Source organism: Mycobacterium sp. NGS66, assembly GCF_059812225.1.
Map to the genome: position 1 here is coordinate 372,591 of NZ_JCALCG010000004.1, position 22,399 is coordinate 394,989.

6 protein-coding genes and 2 pseudogenes (1 of these 8 running past the window's edge) are annotated in these 22,399 nt (G+C 64.1%); 2 read left to right on the plus strand and 6 right to left on the minus strand.

Features of this window, described 5'->3' with window-relative positions; genetic code table 11:
- The 3 genes and pseudogenes from AC5Y2L_RS11570 to AC5Y2L_RS11580 all read right to left on the minus strand — a co-directional run.
- Positions 1-12,928 (minus strand): annotated as a pseudogene (locus tag AC5Y2L_RS11570) (non-ribosomal peptide synthase/polyketide synthase); its annotated part reaches 14,723 nt to the left of the window's first position; the annotation flags it as partial.
- Positions 12,929-12,973: 45 nt separating this feature from the next.
- A pseudogene (locus AC5Y2L_RS11575) lies at positions 12,974-14,239 on the minus strand (condensation domain-containing protein); the annotation flags it as partial.
- 599 nt (positions 14,240-14,838) lie between these two features.
- A complete protein-coding gene (locus AC5Y2L_RS11580) occupies positions 14,839-15,534 on the minus strand; it encodes a class I SAM-dependent methyltransferase (protein WP_499938637.1) in 696 nt (231 codons plus the stop codon).
- Between the two features lie 382 nt (positions 15,535-15,916).
- Here AC5Y2L_RS11580 and AC5Y2L_RS11585 point away from each other — a divergent pair, with 382 nt between their 5' ends.
- Entirely contained in the window at positions 15,917-17,014 is a 1,098-nt protein-coding gene (locus tag AC5Y2L_RS11585) for an NAD-dependent epimerase/dehydratase family protein (RefSeq protein WP_499938768.1), read from the plus strand.
- Between the two features lie 32 nt (positions 17,015-17,046).
- Here the strand turns inward: AC5Y2L_RS11585 and AC5Y2L_RS11590 are convergent, their stop codons facing one another.
- Together AC5Y2L_RS11590 and AC5Y2L_RS11595 are read right to left on the minus strand one after the other, a co-directional pair.
- A complete protein-coding gene (locus tag AC5Y2L_RS11590; RefSeq protein ID WP_499938635.1) occupies positions 17,047-18,324 on the minus strand; it encodes a glycosyltransferase in 1,278 nt (425 codons plus the stop codon).
- A 219-nt stretch (positions 18,325-18,543) separates the two neighbouring features.
- Complete coding sequence (locus tag AC5Y2L_RS11595) at positions 18,544-19,347, minus strand: TylF/MycF/NovP-related O-methyltransferase (RefSeq protein ID WP_499938633.1); 804 nt, start codon at positions 19,345-19,347, stop codon at positions 18,544-18,546.
- 585 nt (positions 19,348-19,932) lie between these two features.
- On the opposite strand from AC5Y2L_RS11595, the gene AC5Y2L_RS11600 reads away from it, so the two are divergent.
- Positions 19,933-20,739 (plus strand): phthiotriol/phenolphthiotriol dimycocerosates methyltransferase, encoded by an 807-nt coding sequence (locus AC5Y2L_RS11600; RefSeq protein WP_499938631.1) that lies wholly within the window; start codon positions 19,933-19,935, stop codon positions 20,737-20,739.
- Between the two features lie 328 nt (positions 20,740-21,067).
- On the opposite strand, the gene AC5Y2L_RS11605 is transcribed toward AC5Y2L_RS11600, so the two are convergent.
- Complete coding sequence (locus tag AC5Y2L_RS11605; RefSeq protein WP_499938630.1) at positions 21,068-22,339, minus strand: glycosyltransferase; 1,272 nt, start codon at positions 22,337-22,339, stop codon at positions 21,068-21,070.
- Between the last annotated feature and the right edge of the window lie 60 nt (positions 22,340-22,399).

Here is a 22,399-nt window from a genome sequence, read left to right on the forward strand (position 1 = left end):
CAGCTCACCCCATGCCGCCCGGGCGGCCTGAAGGTCTCGATCGGCGAGCCAGGTGAGAAACCGCCGATAAGGAGCTGGTTCGGGCAGCCGGTGCGCGAAATAACTGGCGAACATTTCCTGCAGCAGGATCGGCAACGACCAGCCGTCCACCACGATGTGATGAAAGGTGAACACACATTGGTGGCGGTCTTCCGCGGTGCGGATCACAGCTGCTCGGAAAACCGGAGGGTCAGTGAGATCACCGACGGCAGCGCGTTCGTCGGCACACACCCGCCGGATCTGTTGGTCGAGGTGGAGACCTTCGCCGTCGAGCTCGATGTACCGCCATCTCGGCGCGGGATCGGCGGGGATGATTTGCACCGGCTCGTCGAACTGTGCGCAGAATCTGGCCGCCAGATTCGGATGCCGCGTCATCACCGTGCGCACCGCCTCGCGCAACCGGTGCCGGTCCAACGGGCCGGTGATGCTGACAGTCAGCTGCACCGCGTATATATCGTCGTCGCTACCCTGCGCGGTGCTGGCGTGGAAAAGAAGCCCCTGCTGCAGAGGGGTCAACGGCAATACATCGGCGATCTCATACTGATCGTCCAGCTCGTCGAGCTGGCGCTGGCTCAACCGAGCCGGGGCTATGTCTGACGGGGTCAACCCACCCCCGCCGCCACGCACGTGGGCGCAGATTCCTTCCAGCGCCTCAAACCACAACCGGCTCAACCGGCTCACCTGGCTGCGATCGAGCGCGGACGGCGCCCACGACCAGTTGGCCTGCAGCCGAGGGTCGGAGTCGGTGTCCAGCGTGCCGGCGTTGAGCTCCAACGTATGCGGCAACTGGACGGGGATCCTCGCGGCCGCTCCCGCCAGCAACAACGCCTCTTGGCTGGGCCGCCACACCTCATCAGAGAGCCTGCCCTCAGCTGCACCGAGGCGCCCCAAGTAGTTGAACCCGATCGCCGGGTCCGACCCGTCCAGCTCAACTTCGTCGTTCAGATAACGCAGCAGGCCGTAGGTCTGGCCGTCGGGCAGGGCGCGTAACTGCTCTTTGGCCTTCTTGACGACCTGGCCCAACGCGGCCTTCCCGGCCATTACCTCCGCCCAGTCCAACCCACCGACAGCCAGCGACACCGGGTACTTGGTGGTGAACCAGCCCACCGTGCGCGACAAGTCGACATCAGCGGCCAGCTCCTCGTCGCGCCCATGCCCCTCGACGTCGATGCCGACGGGCGCGCCGCCCCGGCCCAAGAACTCGGCCAACGCCAAACCGAACGCGATCAACAGGATGTCCTGCACCCCGGCATGAAACGCCGCGGGCACCTCACCCAGCAGCATCCGGGACGTGTCAGTGTCCAACTCTGCCGACAAATGTCCGGCCGTGGCCAACGTATCCACGGCGGGTTGCACGGCCGGCAGCGCGGGCGGGATTGCTGTCACCCGCCGCCAGGCATCGGCCTGCTCCACCACGTGCGCGGCGTGTGCGTGCTCGGCCAGCACCGCGGCCCACCGGGCAAACGATGTTCCGGCTGCCGGCAGGTCGATAGGCTGGCCGGCGCGGTGTTGGGCCCAGGCGATGTTGAGGTCTTCCAGTAGCACGCGCCACGACACCCCGTCGATGACCAGGTGATGGATGATCAACGCCAACTGCCTGGTGGTAGGTGCCCATAGCGCGCTGAGCATCACCCCGGCCGCCGGGTTCAACCGGGACCGGGCGTCTATGAGCGCCTGATCGGACAGCACATCCACCGCACGCACACGCTCGCGCGCATCCACCGAGCCGATCTCGGGTACCCGCAGCGACCATCCCCCGGCCCCGTCGTCGTCGACGCGCAGCCGCAACATGGCATGCCTATCCACCAATGCCTGTAGCAACACCACCACGTCGGGCTCGGTCACCCCCGCCGGGGCCTGTACCACCACCGTCTGGTTGAACTGAGCGACAGGCCCGTCCAGCCCGTGCAACCACCGCATGATCGGGGTGGCGACCACTGGCCCGACGCCGTCGTCCGGCCCCTCGCCCGCACTGTCGGCGACGCGGACAACTTGTGCCAGCCGGGCCACGGTCCGCTCGACGAAGATATCCCGCGGCCGACATAGCAGGCCCGCAGCGCGGGCTCGGGACGCCGCCTGCATCGCCAGAATGCTGTCGCCGCCCAGCTCGAAAAACGAGTCGTCCGTCCCGACCCGCTCCAGCCCCAACACCTGGGCGTAGATACCGGCCAGGATCTCCTCGGTGGGAGTGGCCGGGGCGCGGTAGCGGTCGACATCCTGGTATTCCGGTGCCGGCAAGGCGCGCTTGTCGAGTTTGCCGTTGGGGGTTAGGGGCAGCGCCTCCAACCCCACGATCGCGGCCGGGACCATGTACGACGGAAGCCGGTCGGCGAGGGCGCTCCGAGCTGCGGCGGGGTCGACGGTTCCGGTGACATAACCGACCAGGCGCTTGTCACCGGGGCGGTCTTCGCGGACGATGACGACCGCTTGCTCCACGCCATCCACCCCGGACAGGGCCGCCTGCACTTCGCCGAGCTCGATGCGATACCCGCGGATCTTGACCTGGTCGTCGGCACGCCCCAGATGCCGCAGCTGCCCATCGGCGCCCCAACGCACCAGGTCGCCGGTGCGGTACATCCGCTCGCCGAAGCCGCCGAATGGGCACGCCACAAAGCGTGACCCGGTCAACCCAGCACGGCGCACATAACCACAAGCCAGCCGGCCGGCGACATACAACTCGCCGACGACCCCGACAGGCACCGGCCGCAGCCAGCCATCCAGCACGAAAAATGCCGCCCCCGGCACCGGCGAACCGATCGGCGGCGCACCCGAACCCGGGACCAGCGGCGCACTCATCGCCGCGAACATCGACGTCTCCGTCGGACCGCAGACGTTGGTCATCACGCGGCCGGGGGCCCAGCGGTCAACCAACTCGGCCGGGCAGGCTTCACCACCCATGATGAGCAGTTGCACCGACTGCAAACCTTCCGGCGACAGCACCCCTAGAGCAGACGGAGTCTGGCTCAGGACGTTGACCCGCTCGGCAACCAGGAGGGCATGGAAGTCCTCCGGCGAGCCGATCACCGGCTCCGGCACCACGACCAGTCGTCCGCCGTGTAACAGCGCGCCCCAGATCTCCTGGACCGAGACGTCAAAGCCATAGGAGTGCCACTGAGTCCACACTCCTGACAACGGCAGCTCGGTGGGGAGGGCGCCGAGCATCTGGGTCACCGTGTGGTGGCTGACCGCCACCCCCTTGGGCACACCGGTCGTGCCCGACGTGTAGATCAGGTAAGCGATGTCGTCGGGGGCAGGCCCCGGCAGCGCCGTGCTGGGTTGGGTCTCGACGCGGGGGTCTTTCGCATCGATGACCAACAGGTCGAACCCGTCCAGCCGGTCCGCCAGGCCGCTGCTGGTGATTGCGAGGACCGGAGCGGCATCGTCAAGCATGAACCCGATCCGCGCCGCCGGCAGCGCGGGGTCGATCGACAGGTACGCCGCCCCGGTCTTCAGCACCGCCAAGATCGAAACGATTGCCTCGGCCGAACGCTCCAACAGCAGCACTACCTGCTCTCCCGGGCGTGCGCCGTGACTGGCCAGCAGGTGCGCGAACCGATTAGCGGCCTCGTCCAATTCCCGGTATGTCATCGAACGACCCTGGAAAGTCAGCGCCACCGCGTCGGGCGTGCGCGCAACTTGCGCGGCGAACAACTCCGGAATCGACACCGCGGCGGAGGCCGCGACAGGCTGGTTCAATACCGCCCGGTGACCGAACTCATCGAGACGCACGCGCTCAGCCGCATCGAGCAAATCGATCGACGACAACCGCCGCGCCGGGTCCTCAGTGATTGCCACCAACGCCCGCTCGAACCGCTGAATCAGCGAGTGAGTGCTTTGCACGTCGAATACTTCGGTGTCGTATTCGACCCGAAGCTCCAATTCGTCGCCCGGCACAGCTTGGACCGCGAGCGGATAGTGGTTTGACTCGCGGGCGGCGAACTCGGTGACCGCTAGCCCGTCGCCGCTCGACAACGCTGCGATGTCGATGGGGTAGTTCTCGTAGGTGAAGATCGTGTCGAAGAGCTGGTCGTGTCCGGCGATGCGGTGAATCTCGTGGAGCGCCAAATGCTGGTGCTCGAGTGTGTGGTTGTGGGCGCTTTGGAGCTGATCGAACAGGGCGGCGGCGGTGGTTGACGCGGTGATGCGCGCCCGCACCGGCACCGTATTGATCAATAGGCCCACCATGGATTCCGCGCCGAACACTTCGTCCGGCCGCCCCGAGACAGCGGTGCCGAAGGCGACATCCTGCTGCCCGGTCAGTGACGTCAGCAGCAACGCCCAGGCGCTCTGCAGCACGATGTTGACGGTGGTTCGACATGAGCGCGCCAGCTCGCTCAGGTTTCTTGTGGTGGCGGCTGACAGGCGAAAGGACTCGACGCACCGCTGGCCCATCTGTAACCGGTGAGGCGGGCCCACCAACGTTGGGGCCTCGAAACCGGTCAGCACCTCACGCCAGGCTGTGCGGGCGGCGTCAACGTCTCGCTCGCCCAGCCAGGTGACAAACCTGCGATATGGCGGAGCCGCGGGCAACCACTGCCCGTAGTAGCTGGCGAATATCTCCCGCAGCAGGATCGGCTTGGACCAGCCGTCCATCACGATGTGGTGATTGGTCAGGACAAACCGGTGCCCGTCTGCTGCGGTGCGGATCAACGCCGCTCGAACGGGCGGCTGATCGGCCAGCGCGCAGACCGCGGCACGTTCGGCCGCGCAAATCCGCTGGACCTCCTCCTCGACGCCGCCGTCATCCAGCTCTAGGCCGTCCAACTCGACGTACCGCCACGGCACCACCGGATCAGCCGGGATGATCTGGACCGGTTCGTCAAACTCCTCGGAGAACAGGGCCGCCACGTGGGGATGCCGGTTGACCACCGTCTGCACCGCGTCGCGCAAGCGCTGCGGGTCGAGGTCGCCGTTTACGGTGATGTCCAGCTGCACCGCGTACACATCGTCGCCGTCACCCTGGGCAGTGCCCGCATGGAAGAGCAAGCCTTGCTGCAGGGGAGTCAGCGGCAGGACGTCAGCGATCCGCATATTTCCGCTGCAGTTCGTCGAGCTGCCGCTGACTCAGGCTGGCCGCGACGTCGGAAGGTGTCAGCCCGCCGCCGCCGCCCCGCACATGCGCGCAGATGCCCGCCAGGGCCTCGAACCACAACCGGCTCAGCCGAGTGACCTGCGTCCCGTTTAACGCAGACGGCGCCCACATCCAATTCGCTTGCAGTTGCGGGCCGGTGTCGGTGTCGACGGTTACGGCGTTGAGGTCCACGACGTGCGCCAGCGGAGTCGGCGTAGCCGCGCAAGCGCCGGTGACCCCCCACCCGTCCTCGCTGATTCGCCATGAGTCACCGGAGACTTCGCCCGCGGCTGTGCTCAATCGGCCTAGGTAGTTGAATCCGATGGGCGGGTCAGCAGCCGACAGGTCAACGTCGCTGTTCAGGTAGCGCAGCAAACCATAGGTCAAACCGTCCGGGAGGGCGCGAAGCTGTTCTTTGGCGTCCTTGATCAGCGGCCCCAGTGCGGCCTCACCGGCGACGATTCGCTTCCACGGCAGCCCACCGACCGCCAAGGGCACGGGATGTTTGGTGGTGAACCAGCCCACCGTGCGGGACAAGTCGACGTCGGCGCCGAATTGCTCCTGGCGTCCATGGCCCTCTACGTCGATGGCGATCGGTGTGCCCCCGGCGCCCAGAAACTCCGCCAACGCTAGCCCGAATGCGATCAGCAGAATTTCGTGTACCCCGGCATGGAATGCGGCGGGCACCTCGCCCAACAGCATCCGGGTCGTGTCGGTGTCCAGCTCCGTCGACAATTGCCCGGCAGTGGCATAGGTATCGACTGCGGGTTGGGCCGTCGGCAACGCGGCCGGGATCGCTGCCACCTGCCGCCAGGCGTCGGCTTGATTCATCACTTCCTGCGCTCGAGCATGCTCGGCCAGCAGCGACGACCACTTCGCGAACGACGTCCCCACCGCCGGCAAGGCCACTTGCCGGCCATCTCGATGCTGGGACCAGGCGATGTTCATGTCCTCGAGCAGGATTCGCCAGGACACCCCGTCGACGGCCAGATGGTGAACGATCAACACCAGTTGATTTGTGGCCGTCACCCACAACGCGCTGAGCATCGCGCCGGCGGCCGGGTTCAATCGGGATCGGGCATCGAGCAGCGCTTCGTCCGACAGAGCAGCTACCGCATGCAGGCATTCGCGGGCCTGCACTGACCCCGGCTCAGGCACGTGCAAGGACCAACGCCCGGAGCCGTCATCGTCGGCGCGCAGCCGCAGCATGGCGTGCCGATCCAGCAGTGCCTGCAAAACCACGACCACATCGGCCTCGCCGACTGCTGCCGGGGCTTGCACCACCATGGTCTGGTTGAACTGGTCAATGGGCCCGTCCAGGTCGTGCAGCCACCGCATGATCGGGGTAGGCAGCACCGGTCCGAGACCCTCATCGACCGGGCCGCCAGACCCCTCGGCCACCCGAGCCACCCGGGCCAGCCGGGCCACGGTCTGTTCGACGAAGATGTCGCGCGGCTTGCACAACACACCGGCCGCGCGCGCCCGCGCCACCACCTGCATCGACAAAATGCTGTCCCCGCCAAGTTCGAAGAACGAGTCATCGACACCGACCCGGTCGAGACCGAGTACCTGGGCGTAGATGCCGGCCAGAATTTCCTCGACGGCGCTACCCGGGGCCCGGTGATCATGGGCGTCCTGAAACTCCGGTGCCGGCAACGCCCGGGTGTCCAATTTCCCGTTGACGGTCAGCGGCAGGGAGTCCAATACGACCACCGCGACCGGAACCATGTACGACGGAAGCCGCTCGCCCAACACGCTGCGCACCGCCGCGGGGTCTACCACCCCGGGCGCCGACTCGGTCACGTAACCCACCAGGCGCTTGTCGCCGGGACGGTCCTCGCGGGCGATCACCACCGCCTGCTCGATGCCCTCGAGCGCGGCCAGCGCCGCCTGAATCTCACCCAACTCGATCCGATACCCACGGATCTTGACCTGCTCATCAGCGCGCCCCAGGTACCGCAGCTGCCCGTCAGCGCCCCAACACACCAAATCCCCGGTGCGATACATCCGCCGTCCGGGCGTACCGTCCGCCTCGGCGAACGGGCACGCCACAAACCGCGACGACGTCAACCCCGCCCGGCCCACATACCCATAGGCCAGCCCGGCACCGGCCACATACAGCTCACCGACCACACCGGCGGGCACCGGGCGCAACCACCCGTCCAGCACGAAGAAACCGAGGTGGGCCAACGGCCCACCGATCGGGCTGGCATGCCCGTCGAGATCGCCGCCGACGATCTCGCGGAACGAGGCGTGCACCGTCGTCTCGGTGATGCCATACATGTTGATCAGCCGCGGCAAGCCCGGGTGATGCTCCAACCACGTCCCGAGTCGCTGCGGTTCCAGCGCCTCACCGCCGAACACCACCGTCTGCAGCTTCAGCTGACGCCCCAGGTCGGGCTGCAACGCATCCGCGGTCTGCAACGCGTAAAACGCCGACGGCGTCTGGCTCAACACGCTGACCTGCTCCGAAACCAGCACCGCGTGCAAGTCCTCCGGCGAGCGGACAACAGCGTCGGGCACCACCACCAGCCGCCCACCATGGAGCAGCGCACCCCAGATCTCCCACACCGAAAAGTCGAACGCCAACGAATGGCACTGCGTCCACACCTGGCCCAGCTCCAGCTCACCATCCAAAGACTCGAGTAGACGGGTCACATTCCGGTGGGCAACCGACACACCCTTAGGGACCCCAGTGGTACCAGAGGTGTAGATGATGTAAGCCACGTCGTCGGCAGCCGGTGCCGGGAGCGCTGTGCTGGATTGTGCATCGATCCGGGGATCCTCAACATCGATGACCACCAACCCAAGCCCATCCAGCCGATCAGCCAATCCCGCGATGGTGACCGCGGCGATCGGCGCGGAGTCGGCGATCATGAACTGCATCCGCGACACCGGATGCGCGGGATCAATCGGCAGATAGGCCGCACCGGTCTTCAGAACCGCCAGGATAGAAACGATCGCCTCAAGCGACCGCGGCAACAGCAACGCCACCCGCTGCCCGGGACCTGCACCCTGGTCGGCCAACAGGTGCGCCAACCGGTTCGCCGCCTCATCAAGCTGACGATATGTCCACGACCGGTCACCGCAACTGATTGCCACGGCATCCGGGGCGCGCGCAACCTGCGCGGCAAACAACACCGGAATCGACGCCGTCGCAGGTACCGGTTCGGCCAACACTGCCCGGTTGCCCCACCGATCCAGTTCCGCATGCTCGCGGGCATCCAGCACATCCACCGACGACAGTTGCCGGGTCGGGTAGGCGGCCATCGCTGCCAATACCCGGTTGAATCGTTCGATCAGTTGTTCGACGCGTTTGGCGTCGAACACTTCGGTGTCGAATTCGACGCGGATACCCAGCTCGCTACCCGGTATCACCTGCACCGCAAGCGGGTAGTGGTTGTCTTCGCGGTTACTGAACTCGGTGATCGCCAGCCCGTCGGCGATAGCTGACAGCGCGGCGACGTCGACCGGGTAGTTCTCGAACACGAAAAGCGTGTCGAACAGCTGGTCTTGACCGGTGATCCGATGGATCTCGGGTAGCGCCAAGTGCTGGTGCTCGAGGGTACGGTTGTGGGCGCTTTGCAGCTGATTCAACAGGTCGGCGGTGGTGGTCGACGGTGTGACGGTCGCCCGTACCGGCAGCGTGTTGATCAACAGGCCCACCATCGACTCCGCGCCGGGCAGCTCGGCTGGGCGTCCCGAGACCGCGGTGCCAAAGGCGACATCGTCCTGGCCGGTCAACGACGTCAGCTGTAATGCCCACGCACCTTGCAGCACGGTGCTAACGGTGGTTTGGTGTTCGCGCGCCAGCTCGCCAAGCAGCAAGGTGATGTTCTCCGGGACCCGGAACGATGCGACGCCGCGCGCCCCGCGCTGCAAGCGGCCTTGCGGCCCGACCAAGGTGGGGGTCTCAAATCCGGCGAGCACCTCGCGCCACGCCGCGCGGGCGGCAGCAGTGTCGCGTTCGGCCAGCCAGGTGACAAACCTGCGATACGGAACTGCTCCCGGCAGTGGCCGGCCGAAGTAGCTGGCCAATATCTCCTGCAACACGATCGGCAGCGACCAACCATCGACCACGATGTGGTGGATGGTCAGCACAATCCGGTGCCGATCTTCGGCGGTGCGGATCACCGCCACTCGAAACGCCGGCTGCTCGGCAAAGTCGCAGACCGCGAGGCGTTCGGCAGTCTGGACCTGCTGAACCTCCTCCTCGGCGCCCCCGACGAGGTCGACATACCGCCACCCCATCGCTGGATCTACCGGGATGATTTGCACCGGTTCGTCGAACTGCTCGCAGAAGCGGGCCGCCAGATTGGGGTGACGGCTGAGCACCGTGTGCACCGCCTCCCGCAGACGGTTCGCGTCGAGTGCACCGGCCACGGTGATGTCAAGCTGCACCGCATACACGTCGTCGGCGGGCCCCTGCGCCGTTCTGCTGTGGAAGAGCAGTCCCTGCTGCAGCGGGGTCAGCGGCAGCACGTCGGCGATCGAGTACTGCTGGCACAGCTCGTCGATCTGCTGCTGGCTGAGGCGAGCGGGAGCGACATCCGACGGCGTCAATCCGCCGCCGCCGCCGCGTACGTGTGCGCAGATGCCGGCCAGCGCGTCGAACCACAACCGGGCCACCCGGGTCACCTGCGCCTGGTCAAGTGCCGACTGCGCCCATGTCCAGTCGGCGCGCAAGTACGGGCCGGCGTCGGTATCCACCGTGCCGGCATTGAGGTCCAGGCTGTGCGGCAATGGCACGGCCAGCGCCGCGGCCGCGGTGGTGAAGGACAAGCTTTCGTGACTGATCCGCCAGGAACCATCGGAGATCTGGGCCGCCGGGCCGCCCAGCCGCCCCAGATAGTTGAACCCGATCGGCGGGTCGACCCCGTCCAGGTCGACATCTGGATTCAAATAGCGCAACACACCATAGGTCAGGGAATCTGGCAGGGCGCGAAGCTGCTCTTTGGCGTCTTTGATCACTGACCCGAGCGCGGCCTCGCCGGCCACCACCTGCGCCCAAGTCAACCCGTCGACAGCCAACGACACCGGGTATTTCGTCGTAAACCACCCCACCGTGCGCGACAAATCCACGTCGGAGAACAGCTCCTCCTGGCGCCCGTGACTCTCCACATCGATGCCGATCGGCGCATCGCGATCGCCCACAAACTGCGCCAGCGCCAACCCGAACGCGATCAGCAGGATGTCGTGCACCCCGACGTGAAACGCGGCCGGCACGTCAGCGAGCAGCATGCGCGTCGTGTCAGCGTCGAGATCCACTGATAGGTGCCCGGCGCTGAGATAGGTATCCACATCGGGGCGCACCGCCGGCAATATCGGCGGCGTCGCCGCCACCTTCCGCCACACCTTCGCTTGCTCCACCACCGCCGGCGCATGCGCGTGCTCAACCAGCAGCGAGGCCCACCGGGCAAACGACGTCCCGACCGCAGGTAAGACCACTTGCTGCCCGCTGCGGTGCTGAGTCCAAGCGATGTTGAGGTCTTCCAACAGGATTCGCCAGGACACCCCGTCGATGGCCAGATGGTGAACAATCAACGCCAGCTGACCTGTGGGGGCTACCCATAGCGCGCTCAGCATCGCCCCGGCACCTGGATTCAACCGCGATCGCGCGTCCACCAGTGCCGCATCGGATAACGCGTCGACCGTGCGCAGGCAACCGTCCGCGTGCGCTGAGCCGGCCTCGGGCACCACCAAAGACCAGCCCCCGGCGCCGTCGTCTTCGAGGCGGGCGCGCAACATGGCATGCCGATCCAGCAACGCCTGCAGCAGGACCACCACGTCAGCCTGGCTCGCGCCCGCGGGGGCCTGCACCACCACCGTCTGGTTGAACTGCTCAACCGGCCCATCAGCGTCCAGCAGCCACCGCATGATCGGGGTCGCAGGCAACTTACCGATACCCTCATCGACCGCGCCGCTCACGTCGTCAGTAACCGCGGCCACCCGCGCCAGCCGGGCCACCGTCTTTTCGATGAAAACATCACGCGGCCGACACAGGACACCCGCGGCACGCGCACGCGTCACAACCTGCATCGACAGAATGCTGTCCCCGCCGAGTTCGAAGAACGACTCGTCGACCCCGACCCGCTCCAGTCCAAGTACCTGCGCGTAGATGCCAGCCAGGATCTCCTCGACGGCGTCGGACGGGGGGCGGTAACGTCCGCCGTCTTGGTATTCCGGCGCCGGCAGCGCCCGTTTGTCCAGTTTGCCGTTGACCGTCAGCGGCAGCGTGTCAATTACCACCACCGCCGCCGGCACCATATAGGCAGGCAACCGCTCGGCCAGTCGGGCGCGTATGTCAGCCGGGTCGGCTGTGCCGGTGATATAGCCCACCAGCCGCTTGTCGCCGGGGCGATCCTCGCGGGCGATCACGACGGCCGACTCCACCCCATCCAACCCGGCCAGCGCTGCTTGGACTTCACCGCACTCGATGCGGTACCCGCGGATCTTGACCTGCTCGTCGGCGCGCCCCAGATACCGCAGCTGCCCATCGCTGTCCCAGCACACCAGATCTCCGGTGCGATACATGCGTATTCCCGGCGCTGCCGCGCCACCGAACGGACAAGCCACAAACCGCGAGGCGGTCAGCTCCGTCCGACGCACATACCCACACGCCAGCCCGGCACCCGCCACATACAACTCACCGACCACGCCCTCAGGCACCGGGCGTAGCCAGTCATCCAACACAAAAAAACCCAGATCCGCCAATGGCACCCCGATGGGACTGACATTGCGATCGACATCGCCGGCGATGATCTGGCGCACCGAGGCGTGCACGGTCGTCTCGGTAATGCCATACATGTTGATCAATCGCGGCAATCCCGGGTGGTTGTCCATCCACGTCTCGAGACGGTGGGGTTCTAGCGCTTCACCGCCGAAGACCACCGTCTGCAGTTTGAGCTCACCTTCCAACTCAGGTGAGGGCGATGAGGGCAAGCCGAGCCAGCGTGTCACCCAACGCTCAAACACCGTCACCCTGGTCAGCCACCAGTCTTGCGCATCAGCGGTCTGCAGCGCATAAAAGGCCGACGGGGTCTGGCTTAAGACATTGACCTGTTCAGCGACCATCAAAGCGCGCAAGTCGTCGGGTGAGCGCACCACCGAATCGGGCACCACCAGCAGCCGTCCACCGTGCAGTAACGCACCAAAGATCTCCCACACGGAAAAGTCGAAAGCCAACGAATGACACTGCGTCCAGACTTGTCCCCCCGACAGCTCCAGATCAGCGTCCACGGACTCCAACAGACGAGCCACGTTGTGGTGAGTGACGGCCACCCCTTTGGGCACACCGGTGGTGCCGGAGGTGTAAATGATATAGGCGATGTCCTCGGGATCCGGCGCCGGCAAACCGGTGCTGGGCTGGACATCAATCCGCGGGTCGTTGATATCGATGACCAGCAGATCGGAGTCGTCTAGCCGATCGGCCAACGCCGCGGTTGTGACCGCGGCGATCGGTGCGGCGTCGGCAACCACGAACTTCATGCGCGCCGCAGGGTGCGCCGGGTCGAGCGGCAGATAAGCCGCCCCGGTTTTCAGTACCGCGAGGATCGAGACAATCGCCTCAGGCGACCGCGAAAATAGCAGCGCCACACACTGCCCAGGGGCTGCCCCGCAATCGACCAAGACATGCGCCAAGCGGTTGGAGGCCTGATCGAGCTCCCGGTAAGTCAGCGAACGCTCCCCCAGGGTGATGGCCACCGCCTCCGGGGTGCGGGCCACCTGTGCGGCGAACAAAGTCGGAATTGACACCAGCGCGCTCGCCGGCTTGGCCAGCACCGCCTGATTACCCCACCGGTGCAGCTCGACCTGCTCGCCGGCTTCCAGCACATCAATTGACGACAACGGCCGTGTCGGGTCAGCCGCCATCGCCACCAAAACCCGCTGCAAACGACCCGCTATATCCGAGAGGTCAAAATTTGCAAATCGATGACCAGAGCCCAGCGTACTGAGAAAGAGCTCGTCATCGACGCCAGAGAAAATCAAGCCGAAGCCATCCACCTGACCACCGGAATTGGTCATTGACGCTGATGCCGGGACACCGCCGAAGTCCAGAGCAAAGGCAGTCGGCAAGAAATTGACGGTTATCCTATCGACTGGTACTTCGTCGCGGGGGCGGCCTTGGCGCTCAAGGGCTCGCGCTGGAAACCTTTGATGCTGCAGCGCTTCCCGTATGCGCGTGTCAACATGCGCGCAAAAACCGGCGACCGTAGATCCGGCCGGAACCCTCAATACCAGAGGCACGATCGCGGAAAGCATCCCGGGAAGCGTCTTTGACTCCGGACGTACTCGTCTGCTGACCGAGAAGTCGAGCACCACCTCCGATCCCCCACCGCACCACCCATGCACCAAAAGCGCACACGCAGCGGTGAGCACGGACGACCGAGGCACGGTCCACGCGTGGGATAGCTCTTGAACCCGGCCAAGAACCATAGGATCCATTTGAACCGTTGCAGAGAACTGATACGGATCACGTTCACCCGCGGCTTGCGACAACCGATAATTCGGTCCGCTTTCCGGTGGAAGCTTTCCCGTCCAATAGGCAGAATCTTGGCGATAATCGGTGGACGCTTCGTATTCTAACTCGCAGTCAATCAGGTCCTGCAACGAGCCGAAGAAAGCGGGTGGAATGGGTTCCCCAGTAACAATTGCAGAATAGATCGCTGCAATCCGGTGGCCGACCAGGGCAATACCGGCTCCGTCAATGACTATGTGGTGCCAGCAGGAAAACAGATAGAATTCCTCGAGCTGCGTCTGAAACAATGCAAAATTGAACAGCGGGCCAGTGAACGGCATTGGCGCGCTTTGTATCGATAACGCTATCTGCTCGGCTTCGTGTACGGCGTTGGGCGAACAGGTCAGATCATAGAAATCCAGCTCCACATCCGGGTAATCGATAGCCTTTTGGAAAACCCGGCCATCTACCTCGAAGAAAGCAGCCCTGACTGGTTCGGCCTCTCGCACCACTCGGCGGATCGCCCATTTAAGAGCATCGCGTTCGACGCTGCCCTCAATCTTTACTAGTAAGCCAACCTGCCACTCCGTACGGGAGTGACCCGTCTCGTGGGCAAGCCATATGTCTAGCTGCCCAGGCGTAAGCGGATACGCGTCGTGATCGAACTCCATCCAGCTCCCCCGCTACCTCTCAATCCAGCCGGTCTATTTTCAATCACAACTCGGTCCGTGCTCAGCATTTCGCGTAACTCTTCGGCGCTTCCCGGGGAAATTCCGTTCGTTCTAGTTGGGAACACAGCGCGCTACACTTCGCCGTAAACCACTCGCCTGCAGGCTGAAACATCAGCGAGAGCCGGCCACACGGTGTGTTGCACGTCGTCCTTGACGAGGACGAGAAGCTGCCATGGTCTCGTCGAGCAAGCTGATGCTCACATTCTCCAGACGTCTAGCGAGATGATTGAAACTTTCCCAACCATAGTGGAGGCCTACAGGATCGGTCTGGGATTTGGGCAAAATGCCTGGCCGGACGGCGCGGTCCGCAAAACTACGATGACGGCCGCTGCGCCGGCGCGCGGCGACGCCGGGGCGAGGGGCGAGTCTAGGCTCGTCGGACGCGATCGCGGCGGCAATGTCGCAGTCTTACAACAGTGCGGTGGGCAAGAAAGACCACTTGGCAATCGAGATCGGTACTATCGGAGAGTACATTTTATGCCTCCAGACCGAGTTCCCCGGCAAGACCGGCGCCGGCCTAAAACTTCGCCCGGCTAAGTTTACTTCGGCGAGATTTCGGGCTCTGACGCGAGAAATTCGGCGAGGTACGCGGGAGGCTTCAGGTTAAGCAAGCGCTTCCTGTCAGCGGCGAGATCCGCGTAATCGAGGGCCTCGATCTGCGCCGCAGAGTAAGACAACCGCAATTCCGGCAATCCCTTCCGTACGACCCCGACGCCGAAGTCGCAATCGAGCACCGCGATCCGCAGGTCATCGCGAGTGCTACGCATATGGACGATCGCCTTCCAGACATCGCCGCTCCATAGGATGGTCCACAGGCGTTTCTGCGTATGCAAATCCTCGAGAGGGCAGGCTATCGAGGCGCGGGCGGGGTTGCAGTCATGCAACAAAATGACGCCGTCCTCCCGCAGGTAGCGCAGGGTGTTCTCGACGTCGCGCATGACTTGCTCGTAAGTATGGAGTCCGTCGATTAAGGCAACGTCGATGCCGCGCTGCTCAAGGAACGCCCCTTCGGTGGCGAAGAAGGCATCGCTTGTCTCCTCGAAGTAGTGGGTAGCATGCGCCTTCGACTCGGCGAGCCTGCGGGAGCGTGCCGACAGCTTCAAAGCCGGATCGACGGCGATTTTCTCGTCGGCCGCAATACGCCTGAACACCGCTCCGCGCTTGACGCCAATCTCCAGATACACGCGCTTCGTCCTGCCGTCGAGCGCCTGCTGCACAGCCTTGATACGGTTCACGCGACGATCCTCCCCAACATCGGTGCGTTTGACAAAACTCGCCCGCACGGTCCGCCAGACGGGTGCACCACATAGACATGGCGAAGTCCCGCGCCACTTTTTGAATGGCGTGCCGACCGCCGCAAGCCCAGCCGCCGACGCCGAACTCCGTCAAGCGCCCAGTAACACGGGCAGATTCCCTCTGGGCATTGCACGACCGGTGCGCTACCGCGTGAGAACCCAAAGGGGGCTCCTACACTCAACCACCGGACTATGCCAGGAGTCTTGGTCACGCCGCGGACCGTCCCCGATACGATCGGTCCACACCGCACTATCGGCGATCCGTGCCGGTCAGCTACCCGCTCCGCAGACGAACCGGAGGCTTCGGCTCTTGTCAACATCCGTGCTTGTCACTGGCGGAGCGGGATTTATCGGGTCCGCGCTCGCGCGCCGTCTGGTCGGCGCCGGTTACGAAGTCGCTGTGATGGACGTGCTGCACCCGCAGGTGCACGCCCGGGGCGTGGCGATCGACCTGCCGCCATCGGTGCGCTTGTTCACCGGTGACGTCACCCATGCCCCTGACTGGGATGCTGTGCTTCGGTTGTTCCGTCCCACTCAGATCGTGCATTTGGCCGCCGAGACGGGAACGGCACAGTCGCTCTCCGCAGCGACGCGCCACGGATCGGTGAACGTGGTGGGCACCACCCAGCTTCTCGACGCCCTGAGCCGCTCGGCGCTCGTGCCCCGCCAGTTCATCGTGGCCTCGTCGAGGGCCGTCTACGGCGAGGGCGCTTGGCAGTGCGGCACACAAAGCTTTTATCCGGAACCCCGTAGCCACGCCCAGCTGCTGGCTGGTAATTGGGATCCCAAGGGGCCCAACGGTGAACCTGCGATGCCGCTGCCGAGCTGCGCGGGCCGGACGGAGCCGCGCCCCACCAACATTTACGCGGCCACCAAATTGGCGCAGGAGCACATGATGGCGGCGTGGACAGCCGCGCACGACACAAATCTCAGCGTGCTGCGGCTGCAGAATGTCTACGGGCCGGGCCAGTCGCTGACCAATTCCTATACGGGAATTGTGACTCTGTTCGCCCGGTTGGCAGGCAAGCACCATCCCCTGGAGGTCTACGAAGACGGCCGGATCGTCCGTGATTTCGTCTTTATCGACGATGTGGTCGACGCGGTGTTCGCTGCGGTGCAGACGCCTGCGAGTGGATCACGTTTCCTCGACATCGGGTCAGGCAGCGCGACGACTATCCATGAGCTGGCGCGCAAGATCTCCGGCATCTGTCAGGCGCCGGAACCGGTCGTCGTGGGGAAATTCCGCGACGGTGACGTACGAGCCGCGAGTTGCACCGTCGAGGCCGCGAAGGACACGCTGAACTGGCGACCGAAATGGAGGCTCGAGGACGGTCTGCGTGCACTACTCGATTGGATCGACGGCCAACCCGAATTGCCTTCTGAGTCAAGAGATCACACACATACACCAGGCCGCGGGTAGTGGCGCGGACCACTTCCGGGTCGCCGCTGCAGTCACCCAGCGCTGCTAGAGCGGGCGAAGTTTTCGACAAGATCGGCGGCGGCCGCGACACTTTCAGCGGGTTTCGTCATCCGGGTCGCGAACTCGCGTGCCCGCGCGGCGTACTCCGGGGCGAGTATGACGCTGAGGTCGTCTACGAGCGATTGCTGGGTCGTGCTCTCAAACGGCCGGGTAGCGCCCACCTTCAGTTGTGTGACCTGAGTCCCCCAAAGTATCTGGTCCAGCCATGTCGAAAGAATCAATGTCGGGACTCCGGCGCGTAAACCCGCGGCTGTGGTGCCTGTGCCCCCGTGGTGTACGACCGCCCGGCAGGCCGGAAAAACGGACGCGTAATCGATCGTGTCAACGACCTTGACATGCTCCTGATGGGGGACGCGACTGAAATCAGTCCCGGCGGCGCAAACCAGCGCCCGCTCGCCCAACTGCGCGCAGGCCGCGCCGATCATGGTTAGCGTGTCGGCGGGAGACTTCACCGGCATGCTGCCGAACCCGAAGCAAATCGGGGGCGTTCCGGCGGCGATCCATGCCGAAACATCCTCATCGGCATCGGTCGGCAACTCCATCGTCAGCGCGCCGACAAACGGCCGCAAGGACCCCATGGGTCCATTCGACTTCGCCCATTCGGCGGCCAGCCCGGGAAAGCAAACCTCATCGTATGCTTGGATTTTCAGCGCTTTGCGTGCGGCAATCCCTCGTGAAGCGGGTCCAGTCGCCTTCGGCAGGCCAAGTTCACGACGCTGGGCATCGCCGAGCCTTTTCTCCAATCGGGAAAGGGCCCATTTGAAGATCCTCGTCGTGAAGCGGATCAGCGGCGACTGGATCCGACCGAGCTGGCCCTCGGCGCCCAGCGGGGAGGTATCCAGCGTCGCCAACGGAATGTCGTAGTATTCCGCGATATTGGCAATTGGCTGGTCGAAACCCGCGTCGGTGAACAGCAGGTCGGCTCCGCCAGCCACCGACATCACGGTCGTATTGGCGTCCCTCCAAAACCGAGCAAACAACTTCCAGTCTTCGCGCCCTAATCTGATCAGTTCCTGGATCCGCCAGAACTTGCGAAATATGTGCATCAAGAAGTCGCGGTGCAGTGCGTGCCACACCGCCGCATCAGGCCCATATGGGACCGCCGGAAAGCCTGCCGACTCGGCGAACTCGACCAAGTTGGGCGAAACCGCCATGCGCACATCATGCCCGCGGCGCAGCAGCTCGCGGCCGACAGCCACGCACGGCTCGATGTCGCCGCGACTTCCATAAAATGCCAGCACAAACTTCATCGCGGAGATCCTCCCTTCACTATTTGCGCCCGTTCTGACATAAAAGCGGCATCCTCATCCAACCGCGCTCGTCGATGCAGGGACCCACCCGCGCCATCGATTTCGATCGCATACTTTTGGGCAAGTGGCAATCAACGAAAGCACACCGACATCAATTTCTGGCAACCGTGACGTGGGTGGTTCGACTGTCGGCGCGCTACGTCATCCCGATCACGTTGACTACTTACGCCACCAAACACCATTGCCGTCGATGTCGACTATCTCCGCGGATATCCCATGCTCCGCGCGGTAGTCCGTGACCGCCTGCCGACACGCATGAATTGCGTAGTCGTCGACGACGCAGAACCCCCCGGGAGACAGACGGGGGTAGAGCGCGATGAGAGCTTGTACCGTAGATTCATACAGGTCGCCGTCAAGCCGCAACAGCGCGATGCGATCAATCGGAGCGTCGTGCAACGTGTCTTTGAACCAGCCAGGAAGGAAGCGGACTCGTTCATCGAGCAGGCCGTAACGCTCGAAATTCGCCCTGACTTCGGCTTCTGACACGCCGAGGATGGACCCGAACAAGTCCAACCGTAACCCTTTGTCCGCCTTGTAATTTGCGGTGTCCGGGGGTGGCAGTCCGGCGAACGAATCGGCCAGCCACACGCATCGCGTCTCATCTCCGTAGGCCGCCAGGACTGCGCGCATCAGGATGCAAGCCCCCCCGCGCCACACTCCACATTCCACCAGATCGCCCGGAATATCTTCGGCCAGCACCGTCTCGACGCAGTTCTGCAGGCTGGTGAGTCTCTGCATCCCAATCATTGTTTCGGCCTCTGCCGGCCAATCCAAGCCCAAGTCGCGCTTGGTCTGACTGAACGGGCTGGTACCCGTGATCATGGGCATAACGGTATTAACGGTCTTGAGCAGGAGGCGTCGTCGCAGTGGCCATCGCGCGGGCATTCGCTCACGCATCCCATATCGGGTGAGGTTGCGTCGCAACAGGTCCAGATACAAAGATCGCACGTCAAGAGCGGTCACCGTCAAAATTGCCCCTACCTCTCTTCGGGTACTGCCGCCGACGAGTCTAGACTTTCGCCGACGCTGTCAATGCGTTTCGGACTTCTACGACTCAAATCGCCGATGCGTGGGGTTGGCTGCACCGATTTGCTTACTGGGTGCGGTAAAGATGGCGAAATAAGCGAATTCAATTCAGGCAGGCCCGGACCGCGCAGCGCCCACGCGGGTCTTGCTCACGCCGACGGGCAGCTGATGATCGCCGACCCGCCGACGGCCGGCCGGCGCGGAGCGGCGAGGTCACTGATCAACACTGAGGTCATTCGGGGCATAGAAAAATATTCGCAGCACTGGCAGTACCTGATTGATCGCTATGTGCCCCGGCCGTTGCGCGCGTATGCCCGCAGCCAGGCCGGCGTAGTCGGCGAGCAGGCCCACTGTGCTCTGCAATCTGGGACGTGCTCGTACCGGATGTATCACATGTCCAAGGTGGCGTAACGCAGCAAGCGCCCGGTTAGCTTTCGTCCATTGTCCTGATCCTTCGGGTTGACTGTGGGAGTACGGTGAATCACTCACCGATAAACACCACGAAGGTGTCATACTCTGCCCATGGCACTCACCAACATTTTCGCGGCAATCGAGAACCTCCGTGACCAGCGGGCGGGGATAGGTTTTTATCCCTACATCACACGCCGAGTCCGCGACGTCGACGATGTTTTGTTCATGAACTACGGCTACGAAGAAGATCCGCCGATGGCCCTGCCGCTGGCTAGCTCCGACGAGCCCCATCGATTCTGTATCCAGCTCTATCACCGCACGGCGACCCAGGCAGATGATCTCAGCGGCAAACGGGTGCTGGAGGTCGGTTGCGGCCACGGCGGCGGAGCCTCATACCTCATGCGCAGTTTGCGCCCGGCCTCCTACACGGGGCTGGACTTGAACCCGGCTGGTATCGCCTATTGTCGAAAATGGCACAATCTGCCAGGCCTGGAGTTTGTGCAAGGTGACGCCGAGAACCTGCCCTTCGATGACCAATCCTTCGACGCTGTGATCAACGTCGAATCCTCGCTGCACTACCCTCGGTTTCCCCGCTTCCTGGCTGAAGTGGCCCGGGTGCTGCGCCCGGGAGGGCATTTTCTTTACACCGATCTTCGCTCCCAGAACCTGGTCGCCGACTGGGAGGCGGCCCTGGCAGATGCCCCGCTGCGGGTGATCTCCCAGAGGGACATCACTGTGGAGGTTGTGCGCGGGCTAGACAACAAGTCGCGGCATATGAGTGATGTGATCGATCGCCATGCGCCGGTGTTGCTGCGGGGTGTCGTCCGCTCCGCTGCGGGTGTCCGGGGGTCGGGGGTCTACCGGTCCCTGCAGAGCGGGGCGAGTACCTATCGGATGTACTGCTTCGCCAAGGCATGAGACGGCTTCCTGTTCCGGGCGACTGGGCGATTCTCAGCGCGGATTGAGTGGCGATCGCCTTCTAACCGAAATCTCTTGGGCCGGAATGCCGACGCCGACCGGGGGATGGCGTTTTTTCGGATCGCGTCGCCGGGACGGGCTCCCTTTGGCCGCCGTGTCTTAAAACCGTCAAGACATAATGACCACATCACCAACCTCGGAATTTCCGAAGGTGCCCACACGGACATAGGACATACCGATTTGTTCACCCGGTCATGTGCATCGACCCGGCCTGGCAACCAGCCAGACTCGCCCGACGCCGATCATTCCGACGGCCCCACCTCGCCGATCAGCCAACACACCTGCAGCGGGCTTCCTGTTCCAGAAGGTCAGCGGCGGCCACAACGCTTTTGGCGGGTTTGGTCATCCGGGTAGCGAACTCACGGGCGCGCGCGACGTATTGCGGGGTGATGATTGTGCGCAGGTCCGCCACCAGCGATTCCCGGGTAGTGGCCGAAAAGCGCCGGGTGGTGCCCACCTTCAGCCGCTTGATCTGCGCTCCCCAGATCGTCTGATTCAGGTCCATCGAAAGGATCAACGTGGGCACCCCGGCGCGCAGGCCGATCGCCGTGGTGCCCGCCCCCCCGTGGTGTACGACGGCGCGGCAGGCCGGAAAGACGGCCGTGAAATTCACCGCGCCCACCACTTTGACATGCCCGAGCTCGGGCAAGTCGCTGAAGTCACTCCAGCCGGCGCAAACCAAAGCCCGCTCACCCAACTGCGCGCACGCCGCGCCAATCATGGCCAGCGTTTCGGCCGGAGATTCGACTGGCATACTGCCGAACCCAAAAAAGATCGGCGGCGTTCCCGCGGCAATCCACGATGCCGCCTCCTCATCGGCATCGGTCGGCAGCTCCATCGTCAGTGCGCCGACAAAGGGCCGCCGATCCTTGCACTCCGCCCACTCGGCTCCCAGTCCGGGAAAGCAGACCTCGTCGTAAGCCTGGATTTCCAACCATCCGCGCTTGGCGATCCGTCGCGCTTGGGGGGCTGTCGTCTTCGGCAGACCCAGTTCGCGACGCTGCTGGTCCTGGATCCTCTTCGTCACGCGCCAATCCAGCCAGTCGAACGTCGTCATTGCCGTTCGACCTAACCACGCCGGCAGAAATTGCAGGAGTTGGCCGTTGGCGCGCACAGGGACGTAATGAAGCGTGGCAAAGGGAATATCGTGATACTCCGCAACATCAGCGGCTTGCCGCTCGGAAGGGATTACGGCAAACAGCAGGTCGGCCCCGTCCGCCAGCGACATCAGCGTCTTGGTGACCTCTTCCCCGGACCGGATGATGGGCTCCCAGAGTTCGCCCCACAACCTCCGCAGATCCCGGATTCGCCACGGTTTACCGAAGAAACACATCCAGAAGTTGCGGTACGCCTCCAAAATTGCCTGCCTGTCAACCGGCCCATGAGCGACCACTGCAAGCCCCGCCGACTCGACGAAGCGGACCAGGTCAGGGGTAACTGCGACACTGACTTCGTGCCCTCTGCGCAGCAGCTCCCGCCCGATGGCGACGCAGGGTTCGACCTCGCCACGAGTCCCATAGCCGGACAGCACGAACTTCAATGCAAAACCTGGCCTTCACTTGTTGTGCGAAAGAAAGCGGCACCCTCCGTCCGGGAGCTT